A 13,213-nucleotide genomic window follows, 5' to 3' on the forward strand; every position below is an offset into this window, starting at 1 on the left:
GAAATGAATATGACGAATGTTACATTTAAAGGAAACCCGGTTACAATTTTAGGGAATGAAGTAAAGGTCGGTGATCAAGCACCAAACTTTACAGTTTTAGCAAACGATCTTTCAGAAGTAACTCTTAATGATACAAAAGGTAAGGTACGTCTTATCAGTGTTGTACCTTCTGTTGATACTGGTGTTTGTGATGCTCAAACACGTAAATTTAATGAAGAAGCCTCTAAATTAAATGGTGTAGAAGTTTTAACGATTTCAGTTGATCTACCTTTTGCTCAAAGTCGTTGGTGTGCAGCGAGTGGCCTTGATAACGTTCAAACTTTTTCTGACCACCGAGATTTATCTTTTGGTGAAGCATATGGTGTTATAATGAAAGAATTACGCTTACTTGCTCGTTCTGTGTTTGTTGTGGATAGTAATGACAAAATTACATATGTAGAATATGTTAGTGAAGGAACGAATCATCCTAATTATGAAAAAGCAATTGAGGCTGTTAAGCAAGCAAAGTAATTTAAAAGTAAGAATTATGCGGATAGGTAATAGGTTAAAACGTAGATTTTAACAAATCTTTGCGAAAGAACCTTCTAAAAAGAGGGTGTCCCATTTTATCTGATGGGTCATCCTCTTTTATGTTGATTGAAGAATAAGTAGAGTGAAGGAAAAGGAGGAAAAATATGAAGATTTCACCAATGGAAACGATATTTAATATCTTTAATGAGACTACCACGATTTTGCAAGAGGAACTGAATTGCTCTTATTTAGAAGCTCTTGCTGAGACAGGTGAGAATTTATTTCATGGTAATATTATTCAGGAAGAATTAAGTGAATTAACTGTTAAAAGATTGCAAAAAAAATATAGTGAATTAAACATAGATTTGTTCAGTCAAGAGCAAATTCGTAAAGCCTATCAATTAGCCATTTTAAAAGGTATGAAGGATAGTGTACAATCCAATCATCAAATGACACCTGATTCAATTGGGCTAGTCTTTAGTTATTTAATAAAAAAATTCATGGCAGAATTGAGTTCTTTTTCATTATTAGATCCAGCTGTAGGAACAGGGAATTTACTAACAACCATTTTAAATCAAATGGATGATATAGAAATAACATCCTATGGTGTAGATATTGATGATTTACTCATAAAATTAGCTTACATCGGTGCAAACTTACAAAGTCAGCCTATACAATTCTTTAACCAAGATTCATTGGAGCCATTATTTATAGAATCAGTGGATGCTGTTGTATGTGATTTACCAGTGGGGTATTATCCGAATGATGAAGGTGCAGAAAAATATACATTAAAAGCAGATAATGGACATTCTTATGCTCATCATTTGTTTATTGAGCAAAGTATTAATCAAACGAAACCAGGTGGATATTTATTTTTTCTTATTCCAAATGGTTTATTTGAATCGGAACAGGCACCTAAGCTCCACAAATTTTTATCAGAGCAAGTAAATATACAAGGAATATTAAAACTTCCTGAATCCATGTTTAAAAATCCAAATGCAGCAAAAAGTATATTTATTTTACAAAAAAAAGCTCCTGCCTTAAAAGCACCTAAGCAAGTATTAATTGCGAATCTTCCTTCTCTTTCTAATCAATCTTCAATGGAAAATATGATTGGAAAAATTGATAAATGGTTCATGGAAAATAAACTAGAACAGTAGTCTTATTTCTTGATTTTACGATTGTATTTTGTAATAAAAAATGATGAAGAGGTCACCTGCCTAGGTGGCCTCTTATTTTTCCCTTTTTAGGTTATTTAATGGTATTTCCAAATCATTTGAATTAACTTTCTTTTTTATTGTAAACGCTTTTACTCTGCTTAATGCTTGATAATATCTATTTTGGGGATTACAATGATAAATCGAATAGTAAGTATAGATAAAATTCATACTATCGAGTTTTTAACTTTCAAAAGATGAGAGGGAAGGTAGAAATGGCGAAAATTATAGCGATAAATGCTGGAAGCTCTTCACTAAAATTTCAATTATTTCAAATGCCTGAAGAACGTGTTATAACAAAAGGTCTAATTGAAAGAATTGGATTATCAGATTCAATCTTTACGATAACGGTAGATAATGAAAAACACGAGGAGATTCTTGATATTCCCAATCATGAAGTAGCAGTAAAACTCCTTTTAGATCGTTTAACTAAGCTTCACATCATTCATTCCTTAGATGAAATTGAAGGAGTGGGTCATCGTGTTGTACATGGAGGAGAAACATACAATGATTCTGTTCTTATAACCGATGAAGTCATTCAACAGCTAATTGAACTTTCAGAATTAGCTCCTCTTCATAATCCAGCTAATATTACAGGGATCCAAGCATTCAAATCTGTTTTGCCGAACATTCCATCAGTAGCTGTTTTTGATACGGCATTTCATCAAACAATGCCGGAAAATTCTTTTTTATATAGCTTACCTTATGATTATTATAAAAAATATGGCATCCGTAAATATGGTTTCCATGGAACGTCACATAAATATGTTTCCCTTCGTGCGGCAGAAATGCTAGGACGCCCAGTTGAACAATTAAGATTAATATCTTGTCATCTTGGTAATGGGGCTAGTATTGCTGCAATAGAAGGAGGGAAATCGATTGATACATCCATGGGATTTACTCCATTAGCAGGAGTAGCGATGGGAACACGTTCTGGGAATATTGATCCAGCTCTCATTCCTTTCATCATGGATAAAACTGGTAAAACAGCTGATGAAGTACTTGAGGTTTTAAATAAAAAATCAGGTATGTTAGGAGTATCTGGTTTATCAAGTGACCTTCGGGATATTGAACAAGAAGCGGCAAAGGGCAATAAACGTGCAGAATTAGCTTTAGAAGTATTTGCGAATCGGATTCATAAATATATCGGTTCCTACTCTGCAAGAATGTCAGGTGTCGATGCAATTATTTTTACTGCAGGCATTGGGGAGAATAGTGAACTTATTCGTGCGCGGGTACTGCATGGATTAGAATTTATGGGTGTATATTGGGATCCTTCTTTAAATAAAATCCGTGGTAAGGAAGCATTTATTAATTACCCTCATTCTCCAGTTAAAGTCATGGTTATACCGACCAATGAAGAGGTTATGATTGCACGCGATGTTGTGCGATTATCAAAATAAGACAAAAAGGCAAACATATTCGTTTGCCTTTTTGTTTTATTGAAAGAATGAAGAATTACATCATTTTCGTTAATTTATAATGACTAAAGGAATTATTTTAGCGATATGATATACTTGGTTAAACTGGATAAATATCTAAATAACGAGGTGAATCCTGATGAGATGGACCAATAGAGATCAAGCCGTCTGGGAAGAAATCGAAAACTATATTCATTCACTTGAGGCTATCCGTTCGAACGATTTTAAAGATACATATATTCAATGGGTAGATCAAGCAATTTCGTTTATACCTAAACATTTATCCGACATTTTTTTTGAAAAATTAGATTCTTGGATGTTTCATTTACATTCATTTATTCAAGCTTCTCAAATACAAGAGGATGCAAGAATAAGAATTCTTACAAGTGCACGTGTGTTTGATGAAAGTATACAAACCATTGCAGATATGCGAAAACTATCGATTGATCAGCTTTCTTTCATTGCAGATCAACATAGTGCAAGACATCGTTTATATGCATTAGCACAAGGAGGAATGACGGGAACGGGGAAATCAATTTTACTTAGTACTGATTTTTTAGTTCTAATGATGTTAAATTTACGATCGGTACAAATTACTGCAATTTCTTATGGATATGATGTAAAAACCCCACTTGAATTGATGATTTCTCTTAAAGTGTTTCATGCAGCGACATTACCAAAAAGATTGAGAAGAGAAGCATGGGAAGGTATTGTAATTGATCTCCAGGAAGACCCCTATTTTTATCAAGGTCCCGAAAATTTATTATCATATCAATGGCTGGAAGAACCCTTTAAGCAAATTTTAAAAACATATTTTATCACAATGTTTAAATCGAAGCCGTCAATTATTCCGATTGCAATTGGAGCAGGGCTTAATTATCAATTTTCAAGAAAAGTAACTGATTTTGCAGATAAATTTTACAAATATAGATATTTACTTGATAAAGGATGATTGGAATGAGCGTTACAAAGCATAAAGAGGACGGCACTCGAAAAGTTAGTTGTGGTGTTATTACAGTAAGTGATACACGAACAACTGAGACGGATAGAAGTGGGAAATTAATGATGAATTTATTAACTACAAAAGGTCATCGTGTGCATGATTATCGAATTGTTATTGATCAAGGAGCACAAATTTTAGAAGCGGTCGAGAACATGTCGGAGAATAATCATATTGAAGTCATTTTAATCAATGGTGGCACAGGTATTGCAATAAGGGATGTTACTATTGAATCGCTTAGTCCTTTATTTGATAAGGAGCTTACAGGCTTCGGTGAGTTATTTCGGTATTTAAGCTATACAGAGGATATTGGTTCAGCAGCCATGCTATCAAGAGCGACAGCGGGTGTTTATAAAAATAAAATCATCTTTATCACACCTGGCTCTACTGGAGCAGTTAAGCTTGCAATGACGAAACTAATTATTCCGGAACTCCCTCATATTATTCATGAGTTAGCAAAAGATATACGATAAATTTTCATTATAGAAGCGACAAACAGCGTTAAACATTCCTCTTCCAAATTTTAGAGGGCATAACTAATCCTATAATTCAAACAATATAGGTTAGAAAATAGGAAGGGGTTAGATGATGAATAAAAAAGAATTATTCTATGATGAACAAGGTGTAGAGCAAATCAGTAATCAAATAATGAGTGCTTATACGAGTGGCACAGTTGATCGACCAGATATAAATGATGAAGAAGAAAATAGTAAATAAAGGCTTCAAAGGCTCTTATAATGTTTGCAAATTATTTTCTCAGTGAAATCGGAGGAACGATCTTCAAGTTAAATCTTTACCTTAACAGCAATATTGTAAGAGAAAAGATCCTAATAAAAAAGAGGCTGGGACAAAACCCACTTCTGAGATGAAAAAGCCGGTGAAATTTTACGACAAGTAAAATTTCACCGGCTTTGATTATTTTTTGAATAAAAATAAGGACCACTTCTGATAAAATTAAGTCACCACAACAAAATTATACAGAAAGAAGGATCCTTATGTTTAAAAATTATACCATGAATCAATTAGTTTTGCCTTTAGATTTAGAAGTAAAATTACAAAAAAATGATATTGCCTTTCATATCCATCATCTAGTTGAAAGTATTCCTCATGAAGTTTTCGAACCATTTCTGCGAAATGAGGGCTGTCCTGCTTATCATCCACGCATGATGCTTAAAATTATTTTATGTGCCTACACCCAATCTGTCTTTTCAGGGCGAAAAATTGAAGCTCTATTAAAAGACAGTATCCGGATGATGTGGCTAGCTCAAGGGTATGAACCAAGCTACCGTACAATCAATCGATTCCGTGTTCATTCAGATGTGAAAGAATTAATTCGCCAATGTTTCGTCCAATTTCGTTGCCAATTAATCGAGGAAAAACTAATCGATCAAGAAGCAATTTTTATTGATGGTACAAAGATTGAAGCAAATGCGAATAAATTTACGTTTGTCTGGAAGAAATCGATTGAGAAATATCATCACAGTTTAATTGAAAGGTCAAACCAGCTATATAACGAGCTACTTGAGAACGAAATTATACCTGAAATTGAACGGGAAGGTGATGAACAATTATCATTGAAAGAGCTCGCTCAATTGGTAGGAAAAGTGGACAATGTCGTAGCTGAGTATGATAAACAAATTGAGGAATCATCAGACGTTCCAGAACGAAAAGCTTTAAGAAGTGAACGCAAATACCCGAAACAAGTGCGTAAACAGTTGATTGATTTTGTCTTACGAAAACAAAAATATCAACGAGACTTTGAAATCTTAGGCACACGTAATAGCTATTCCAAAACAGATCTGGACGCGACATTTATGCGAATGAAAGATGATTATATGCAAAACGGACAATTGAAAGCTGGTTACAATGTACAAATCGCAACAGAAGGGCAATACACGCTTGCCTATAGTTTATTTTCAAACCCAACAGATACACGTACGTTAATTCCATTTCTTGATGAAATCGAGAACCATTATTTCGTGTTACCGAAACATATTGTCGCAGATGCAGGTTATGGTAGTGAACAAAACTATAATGATATCCTTTCGAACAGAAAACGAGAAGCACTGATTACGTATAATCTGTATTTGAAGGAGCAAAAGAAAAAGTACAAACAAAACCCATTGAATCCCGACAACTGGCAGTATTGTGAAGAAACAGATACATATATATGCCCTAACCAGAAACGTCTTGAATTTCAATATCATTCTGTCCGTACTGATCGTACGGGATTCCAACGAAGGTTCAAGATCTACGAGTGTGAGGACTGTTCGGGATGTCCATTCCGTTCATCATGTACAAAAGCGAAAGAAGGCAACAATCGAAAACTAATGGTGAATGAACAATGGGAACAACAAAAGGAATATGTGAGAGCGAAGCTTTCAGAAGAGAAAACGAGCTCCATCTATCGAAAACGCAAAATCGATGTGGAACCAGTTTTTGGATTCTTGAAGGCTAATTTGCGTTTCACTCGATTTTCTGTACGAGGAAAATCGAAGGTAGAAAATGAAATGGGACTCGCATTAATGGCCGTGAATTTAAGAAAATTCACGGCCAAACAACTACGGTAATAGAAGAATTAACACACAAAAATAGGAAAAGTTGAATTTGAGTTCGCTCAAATTCAACTTTTTCACTATTTGAAGCTAGTTATGTCCCAGCCTCTTTTTATTTAAGGCTGTTTTCGTATAGTTTGTTGTTTCTGTAAAAGCCCAACTGCCGGCTTTTACACCTAATAAAGATTCATCGGTTTTTATGAAGATTGCAGCTCTTTTCTCAGAGAAATAAAGGTGCAGTGGTCTTCAGCCGATAGTTATTAGTTGAAACTTTACTTAAATAGCAACAATGTTTGAGAAAAGAGTCTTATTTAATAATTTGCAACTCCTTAGGGAAAGCAGTTAAAATTTCAACTCCATCTTTTGTGACAAATACATCATCTTCTATACGGACACCAGCAACATTAGGGACGTAAATTCCTGGTTCAATAGTAAAGACCATTCCTTCCTGAATAACAAGTTCATTAGTATTTGTTACAGAAGGATATTCATGAACACCAATACCTAATCCATGACCAAGGCGATGTGGGAAGTATTCTCCATAGCCAGCTTCAGTAATTATATTTCTAGCAATATTATCTAAATCTTTTGCTTGGACACCTGGCTTGGTTGCATTAATTGCTTCTATCTCTGCTTTTAATACAGTATTATAAATTTTTTCTTGTTCTTCATTAAAATGATCATAAGCAACTGTACGAGTAATATCTGAACAATATCCTTCATATACAACACCTAAATCAAAAAGAACAAAGTCGCCTTTTTTAATTTTAGTTAGGCCTGGGTTACCATGGGGTGAGGCAGCATTTGCTCCAGTTAGCACCATCGTTGAGAAGGACATTTCAGAGATTCCCTTTTTCTTTAATTCATATTCAATGGCAGCAATAATATCTAATTCTGTCTTGCCTTCTTTAATTTCACTAACACCTGTTTGCACAGCAAAATCAGCAAATTCTGCTGCTTTTTTTAATAGCTCTTTTTCTTTCTCGTTCTTAATCAAACGTAACTGGCGTAGTTTTTCTTCAGCAGCGATGAATTTAGTGCCCTCAAATCGATTGATTAACTGTTCATATCTTTCTACTATTACATGTTCTTTTTCTAATGCCATTGTATGTATATTCGTTACACGACTTTTCATGTTTTTTTCAAGTGTATCCCATGGATTGTCGGTATCTGAACATCCAATCACTTCATATTCCCATCCAGTAGCCTTAGCATCGTTAACATCCAATGATGGACAGATTAGGAATGGTTCTGCTTCCTGAAACACTGCAATACCGAGTAGTCGTTCATGAGGATCACTTCGAAATCCACTTAAATAAAATACGTTTTCAGTTGAAGTTATAAAGGCAGAATCTATATTTTCTTGTTTAAGCCAATTCATTAATTCATGTAGTCGTTGATTCATTTTTTTCATCTCCTTAAATACGTATATATACAGAATAGCAGAAATGGTTCAGACTATCTATTTTTGAAGCTGTATGAAATATAAAAGTTTCTTTTAATTTTAGTTCAAAAAGGGTATTTTTTAATATGATGAAGGATTTCTTTAGTTTCTATGGAAATAAAGAAATAAGCTAGTTTTAAAAAAAGGAGAGAGAATAAATGAAGGTATCCTATCATGGTCATTCAATTGTAAAGGTTGAAACGAAAGGTAAGACAATTTTATTCGACCCATTTATTACAGGAAATTCACAAACTGATTTAAAGGTAGAAAATGAACATCCCGATTATATTATTCTGACACATGGGCATGGGGATCATGTCGGTGACACAGTTGAACTTGCCAAAAAAAGCGGGGCTCTAGTGATTGCGAATAATGAAATTGCCAATTATTTAAGCTGGCAGGGAATTAATACTCATCCTATGCATATTGGTGGTTCGTTTGAATTTGAATTTGGAAAAGTAAAATTAACACCTGCTTTTCACGGATCTGCATTAATCACCGAAAATAAAGAAATAATTTATCTAGGAATGCCTACAGGAGTACTATTAATGGTAGAAGGTAAAACGATCTATCATGCGGGTGACACAGGGTTATTTTCAGATATGAAACTGATAGGTGAGAGACATCCTATTGATTTAGCGTTTTTACCAATTGGAGATAATTTTACGATGGGGCCTGAGGATGCTGCAATTGCAGCCAAGTTCTGTCAAGCTAAGGTCGTTGTACCAATCCATTACAATACCTTTCCACCAATCAAACAGGATCCACAGGTTTTTATTGACTTATTAGAAAAAAATAATGGAAAGATAATGAGTGCTGGAGATTCAATGAATCTTTAAAAAAGAAGACCTATGTGGTCTTCTTTTTTTCTTTATATATTTAGTATTTGACCGTGTTGTTTGTGCATAGAATAATACAAGCTTATTTATGGGGAGGGAATAAATTATGAGAAACAGATACTTACTATGTATGTTATTAACCATATTAATGCTGTATTATGCACTACCTCATTTATCATTTTCACTTGAAAATAAGCAGGGCATTTTTTCATTAGCATGGTTAGGATTATCATTACTAGTTTTCGCAGGTAACCTTTCGGCTTGGCTCTATACACCAAAAAAATATCGAGCGAATCAAAAAATTGCTGAAACCACTCGAAAACGTGCACGTTCGAATTAAGTGTTTTTCGCGCTAAAAATTGAATTGCCAAGCTATTCACCTTATAATGTAACTAATATAGTAAGCGGAAGAATTGGGTGGGGAGCTTGGCAACAAAACATGAACAAATATTACAATATATCGATAATTTACCAATTGGTGAAAAAATTTCAGTTAGACAAATTGCCAAGGCATTAAATGTAAGTGAAGGTACTGCTTATCGAGCGATTAAGGATGCTGAAAATAAAGGATATGTCAGTACCATTGAAAGAGTTGGTACCATTCGCATTGAAAGTAAGAAGAAAAACAATATTGAAAAGTTAACCTTTGCAGAAGTTGTGAATATTGTTGATGGACAAGTACTAGGTGGCAAAAAAGGACTACATAAAACGTTAACTCGATTTGTTATTGGTGCCATGAAGCTTGAGGCGATGATGAAGTATACGGGTGCCGGAAATTTACTTATTATCGGAAATCGGACAAAGGCTCATGAATTAGCGTTAAGAGCTGGAGCAGCCGTCTTAATAACAGGTGGTTTTGATACAGACGAAGAAGTAAAGAAACTAGCGGATGAATTAGAATTACCTATTTTATCAACAAGCTATGATACTTTTACAGTTGCAACGATGATTAACCGAGCCATTTATGATCAATTAATTAAGAAGGAAATCATATTAGTTGAAGATATTTTAACCCCAATTGATCAAACTGCCTATTTACTGAATAATGATAATCTAGGTAGTTGGTATAAAAAAAATAAATTGACCTCCCATAGTCGCTTTCCTGTTGTTGATAAAGGAATGAAAGTACTTGGAATGGTCACTTCAAAAGATATTATCGAACATGATTATCAGGTGACAATTGAGAAGGTAATGACCAAAAATCCTATTACCGTAGGATTAAAGACAAGTGTTACTTCAGCTGCACATATGATGATTTGGGAAGGGATTGAGGTTCTTCCTGTTGTAGATGATTATCATCGACTATTTGGCATCATTAGTAGACAGGATGTGTTAAAAGCTTTACAAATGTCCCAACGTCAGCCACAAGTTGGTGAAACAATTGATGATATTATTACAACTCAGATCGATGCAAATAGTAGTGATGAAAGCTATTATTTTGAAGTTTCCCCGCAAATGACCAACCCCCTAGGGACAATCTCTTATGGGGTATTTACTACACTTGTGTATGAAGCAGCTTCCAGAAAATTAAAAAAGCAAAAAAAGGGCGATATAGTAATTGAGAATTTAACAATCTATTTTATTAAGCCTGTACAAATCGAGAGTACAATTGAGGTTGTTCCGACCATTTTAGAGGCAGGGCGTAAATTCGGGAAAATGGACGTTGAAGTATTTAATGAAGGGCAGCTTGTTGGAAAAGCTTTATTAATGTGTCAATTAATTGATAGGTAAGTATATGTGAAAAAGGGATGTCCTTTATTAGGACACCCTCTTTCTATTCAGCGATTATTCATTTATTTCCTCAAGTTCCTTTATGGCAAAAGGTTTAAAATAACGCAATGACTTAATACCTGCCCACACACTAAAAAAACCTAAAAGGATAAAAATACCTCCTATAATGTAGGTAATGGTCGAAGGGTGTAGGAATAATTGATTAATACCAAACAAACCAACGAATAAGCCAAGTGCAATACCTGATTTTCCAGATAAATATTTTTTCTCCATTGGAAGACGACTTCTGACAAATTTTATTTTATAGAATACATAGAATGTCAGTGATAAAATAATTAACAATACTAAAAAAGGCATTTACTTCCCTCCAACACGTATAATAACAATATTGATTTTATTGTAACGAGTTTTAAATGAAAAAGCCACAGAGGTTCATTAAATAATCTTGACAATTTATAAAGGGGTTAAAAGAATGAAAGATCAAATTTTAGAAACTATAAAACAATATGAAACGATCATCGTTCATCGTCATGTTCGACCTGATCCGGATGCATATGGTTCACAAGGTGGGCTTGTAGAAATTTTACGTACTTCATTTCCGGATAAAAAAATTTATGCTGTCGGAAAACCGGATCCATCATTGGAATTCCTAAGACAATTAGACATTGTGCCAGACGAGACTTACCAAAATGCATTAGTGATTGTTTGTGACACGGCAAATGAAGAAAGAATATGTGACCGTCGGTATAAACTGGGAGATAAATTGATTAAAATCGACCATCATCCAAATGAAGATGCATATGGAGATTTGCTTTGGGTAGATACTTCAGCTTCATCCACTAGTGAAATGATTTATGAATTCTATCTATTTGGATTGGAAAAAGGGTTAAAAATAAACGATGAGGCCGCAAGACTAATCTATAGTGGGATTGTTGGTGATACTGGAAGATTTTTATATCCGAGTACAACCCAAAAGACATTTGATTTCGCAGGTGAGCTAATTAAGTTTTCCTTCGATCGTAACGAATTATATGACAAGATGTATGAGCGTGATCCAAAGGTGATAAAATTGCATGGATATGTTCTACAAAACTTTGAAATGTATGTCAATGGGGCAGCAGTTGTTAAGCTTAGAAAAGATCTATTGAAGAAATTTAATGTCATTCCTTCAGAAGCATCCTTATTAGTTAGTACACTCGGCGATGTTAAAGGGATCAAGGCATGGTGTTTTTTTATTGAAGAAGAAGATCAAATTCGTGTCCGACTTCGTTCAAAAGGACCAGTTATTAATCAATTAGCAAAGAAATACAATGGTGGAGGACATCCATTAGCAGCAGGAGCATCAGTTTATTCATGGAATGAAGTGGATACAGTGATAGATGATTTGATTGAATTGTGCAAAGACTAGTCATGTCGACTAGTCTAAGAAATTAATATAAATACGTGCAATTGGATTATTGCAGTTGAGCGATTATATGTCATATCCTAGCGCCTAACCTTTCAAGATAAAAACTAGCAATCAATGGAAATTTTGATCCTCTCATCAAGTTAGATCAAGGCGCTTGACAATTTCTCGACGACCATCAACTCAGTTTTATTTCGAGTTCAATACTTATCGTAGAATAGAAAACGATGTTTTTTATCGTATATTTGTATGGACGATTGTTAAATTTATCAATTCTATTCTCGATTGTTTTATAAACTAAATCTTTATTTTTGTAAGTGTTATATAAGTCCTTAGCGATAAGGGAGCTTAAGTCATCTTTAATTCTATTTTCGGCTTCCATAATACTTAAATGGTCAATTTTATATTTTTCATAGTTCTTAATTTTTACTTGAACCTTTTGTATAATTAAAAGTTCGGCGTTTTTCCGATTTAGTTCTTTATAGTCTTCTTGCCATATTTTTTTATCTTGTTCCAGATTATTGATAATTTCTGTTTGTGATTTGATTTTCTTAGCTTGTTTCTCTTGCAATACCCCAAACATAAACAGAAAGATAATCCAGCTTATACATCCTCCAATGACTACTCCAGCAATGAAACGCTGCCATGCAGGTCGACGATATAAAGGCGGAATTCTCATTGACCATGCTCCTGTGTTAACCATGAAATAATTAAAGAAGCCGTATTCGCTCCTCCCATCGCTGATAAGATGAGTAAAAATTGTTTAAATAGATCCTTTGTTTCTCCGTTTAAAAATCCTTTTTCAAAGCTATAAACTGTATCAAATGTACCCCCAATTGCAGCGATAATTGCCCAGATTCTTAGGCCTTTGGAAATTCTGGAAATCTCCCATAAGACCTGTTCACCAGTTATAAAAGCTGCAAGTCCACCTATTAAGGTGCCCCCTAACATCACCCCGAGTGCGATAAAAAAACTATTAAAAAATGCGGGGAAAAAAGCTTCATCCATATATATCCACTCCAACTACCATAAATTAGGTGAAGATTTTAGTGAATTCTTTTAAAAGGATATTTCCGTATAGATTGTTGAAT

At 34.2% G+C, this 13,213-nt stretch carries 15 protein-coding genes; 11 read left to right on the forward strand and 4 right to left on the reverse strand.

Translation table 11 applies throughout. From position 1 onward, the window contains the following. The first annotated feature begins 9 nt into the window (after positions 1–9). The 7 genes from tpx to NST63_RS07995 all read left to right on the forward strand — a co-directional run bounded on the left by tpx (position 10) and on the right by NST63_RS07995 (position 6,718). Positions 10–510, forward strand: a complete 501-nt coding sequence (tpx, locus tag NST63_RS07965; RefSeq protein WP_058006045.1) for a thiol peroxidase — start codon at positions 10–12, stop codon at positions 508–510. Positions 511–674: 164 nt separating this feature from the next. Beyond that, complete coding sequence (locus NST63_RS07970) at positions 675–1,670, forward strand: class I SAM-dependent methyltransferase (RefSeq protein ID WP_341041770.1); 996 nt, start codon at positions 675–677, stop codon at positions 1,668–1,670. Positions 1,671–1,942: 272 nt separating this feature from the next. Beyond that, the gene (locus tag NST63_RS07975; RefSeq protein ID WP_071977015.1) at positions 1,943–3,130 is read left to right on the forward strand and encodes an acetate kinase; all 1,188 of its coding nucleotides are present in this window, start codon (positions 1,943–1,945) and stop codon (positions 3,128–3,130) included. A 157-nt stretch (positions 3,131–3,287) separates the two neighbouring features. Next, the gene (locus NST63_RS07980) at positions 3,288–4,100 is read left to right on the forward strand and encodes an EcsC family protein (protein ID WP_212943450.1); all 813 of its coding nucleotides are present in this window, start codon (positions 3,288–3,290) and stop codon (positions 4,098–4,100) included. A 5-nt stretch (positions 4,101–4,105) separates the two neighbouring features. After that, on the forward strand, positions 4,106–4,621 hold the full coding sequence (locus tag NST63_RS07985) for a MogA/MoaB family molybdenum cofactor biosynthesis protein (RefSeq protein ID WP_251346082.1): 516 nt from the start codon (positions 4,106–4,108) through the stop codon (positions 4,619–4,621). A gap of 115 nt (positions 4,622–4,736) precedes the next feature. Further along, the gene (locus tag NST63_RS07990) at positions 4,737–4,865 is read left to right on the forward strand and encodes a hypothetical protein (RefSeq protein WP_259544660.1); all 129 of its coding nucleotides are present in this window, start codon (positions 4,737–4,739) and stop codon (positions 4,863–4,865) included. Between the two features lie 278 nt (positions 4,866–5,143). Then, complete coding sequence (locus NST63_RS07995) at positions 5,144–6,718, forward strand: IS1182 family transposase (RefSeq protein WP_341041772.1); 1,575 nt, start codon at positions 5,144–5,146, stop codon at positions 6,716–6,718. 292 nt (positions 6,719–7,010) lie between these two features. Here the strand turns inward: NST63_RS07995 and NST63_RS08000 are convergent, their stop codons facing one another. Further along, positions 7,011–8,108, reverse strand: coding sequence for a M24 family metallopeptidase (locus tag NST63_RS08000; protein ID WP_058006022.1), 1,098 nt, complete (start codon positions 8,106–8,108; stop codon positions 7,011–7,013). Positions 8,109–8,305: 197 nt separating this feature from the next. Here NST63_RS08000 and NST63_RS08005 point away from each other — a divergent pair, with 197 nt between their 5' ends. From NST63_RS08005 to NST63_RS08015, 3 genes are all read left to right on the forward strand, one after another. Beyond that, a complete protein-coding gene (locus NST63_RS08005) occupies positions 8,306–8,986 on the forward strand; it encodes a metal-dependent hydrolase (protein WP_058006021.1) in 681 nt (226 codons plus the stop codon). A 106-nt stretch (positions 8,987–9,092) separates the two neighbouring features. Continuing rightward, positions 9,093–9,326 carry a hypothetical protein gene (locus tag NST63_RS08010; RefSeq protein ID WP_139254930.1) on the forward strand — a complete coding sequence of 78 codons (234 nt, stop codon included), beginning with the start codon at positions 9,093–9,095 and terminating at the stop codon, positions 9,324–9,326. Between the two features lie 86 nt (positions 9,327–9,412). Then, positions 9,413–10,717, forward strand: coding sequence for a CBS domain-containing protein (locus NST63_RS08015; protein WP_058006020.1), 1,305 nt, complete (start codon positions 9,413–9,415; stop codon positions 10,715–10,717). A gap of 54 nt (positions 10,718–10,771) precedes the next feature. Here the strand turns inward: NST63_RS08015 and NST63_RS08020 are convergent, their stop codons facing one another. Next, positions 10,772–11,074, reverse strand: coding sequence for a YtpI family protein (locus tag NST63_RS08020; RefSeq protein WP_058006019.1), 303 nt, complete (start codon positions 11,072–11,074; stop codon positions 10,772–10,774). 115 nt (positions 11,075–11,189) lie between these two features. Here NST63_RS08020 and NST63_RS08025 point away from each other — a divergent pair, with 115 nt between their 5' ends. Next, the gene (locus tag NST63_RS08025; RefSeq protein ID WP_341041774.1) at positions 11,190–12,125 is read left to right on the forward strand and encodes a DHH family phosphoesterase; all 936 of its coding nucleotides are present in this window, start codon (positions 11,190–11,192) and stop codon (positions 12,123–12,125) included. Positions 12,126–12,300: 175 nt separating this feature from the next. On the opposite strand, the gene ytrI is transcribed toward NST63_RS08025, so the two are convergent. Both ytrI and NST63_RS08035 read right to left on the reverse strand, forming a co-directional pair. Continuing rightward, positions 12,301–12,801, reverse strand: coding sequence for a sporulation membrane protein YtrI (gene ytrI, locus NST63_RS08030; protein ID WP_058006017.1), 501 nt, complete (start codon positions 12,799–12,801; stop codon positions 12,301–12,303). Continuing rightward, positions 12,798–13,130, reverse strand: a complete 333-nt coding sequence (locus NST63_RS08035; protein WP_058006016.1) for a YtrH family sporulation protein — start codon at positions 13,128–13,130, stop codon at positions 12,798–12,800. The genes ytrI and NST63_RS08035 overlap by 4 nt, the downstream gene beginning before the upstream one ends. Positions 13,131–13,213 lie beyond the last annotated feature (83 nt).

The organism is Heyndrickxia sp. FSL W8-0496 (assembly GCF_038007825.1).
GTDB lineage: Bacteria > Bacillota > Bacilli > Bacillales > Bacillaceae_C > Heyndrickxia > Heyndrickxia oleronia.

What these genes read in the sequence shown, in the direction of transcription:
- tpx (WP_058006045.1), top strand. Translation starts at nt 10, where the DNA reads ATGACGAATGTTACATTTAAAGGAAACCCGGTTACAATTTTAGGGAAT.
- NST63_RS07970 (WP_341041770.1), top strand. Translation starts at nt 675, where the DNA reads ATGAAGATTTCACCAATGGAAACGATATTTAATATCTTTAATGAGACT.
- NST63_RS07975 (WP_071977015.1), top strand. Translation starts at nt 1,943, where the DNA reads ATGGCGAAAATTATAGCGATAAATGCTGGAAGCTCTTCACTAAAATTT.
- NST63_RS07980 (WP_212943450.1), top strand. Translation starts at nt 3,288, where the DNA reads ATGAGATGGACCAATAGAGATCAAGCCGTCTGGGAAGAAATCGAAAAC.
- NST63_RS07985 (WP_251346082.1), top strand. Translation starts at nt 4,106, where the DNA reads ATGAGCGTTACAAAGCATAAAGAGGACGGCACTCGAAAAGTTAGTTGT.
- NST63_RS07990 (WP_259544660.1), top strand. Translation starts at nt 4,737, where the DNA reads ATGAATAAAAAAGAATTATTCTATGATGAACAAGGTGTAGAGCAAATC.
- NST63_RS07995 (WP_341041772.1), top strand. Translation starts at nt 5,144, where the DNA reads ATGTTTAAAAATTATACCATGAATCAATTAGTTTTGCCTTTAGATTTA.
- NST63_RS08000 (WP_058006022.1), bottom strand. Translation starts at nt 8,108, where the DNA reads ATGAATCAACGACTACATGAATTAATGAATTGGCTTAAACAAGAAAAT.
- NST63_RS08005 (WP_058006021.1), top strand. Translation starts at nt 8,306, where the DNA reads ATGAAGGTATCCTATCATGGTCATTCAATTGTAAAGGTTGAAACGAAA.
- NST63_RS08010 (WP_139254930.1), top strand. Translation starts at nt 9,093, where the DNA reads ATGAGAAACAGATACTTACTATGTATGTTATTAACCATATTAATGCTG.
- NST63_RS08020 (WP_058006019.1), bottom strand. Translation starts at nt 11,074, where the DNA reads ATGCCTTTTTTAGTATTGTTAATTATTTTATCACTGACATTCTATGTA.
- NST63_RS08025 (WP_341041774.1), top strand. Translation starts at nt 11,190, where the DNA reads ATGAAAGATCAAATTTTAGAAACTATAAAACAATATGAAACGATCATC.
- ytrI (WP_058006017.1), bottom strand. Translation starts at nt 12,801, where the DNA reads ATGAGAATTCCGCCTTTATATCGTCGACCTGCATGGCAGCGTTTCATT.
- NST63_RS08035 (WP_058006016.1), bottom strand. Translation starts at nt 13,130, where the DNA reads ATGGATGAAGCTTTTTTCCCCGCATTTTTTAATAGTTTTTTTATCGCA.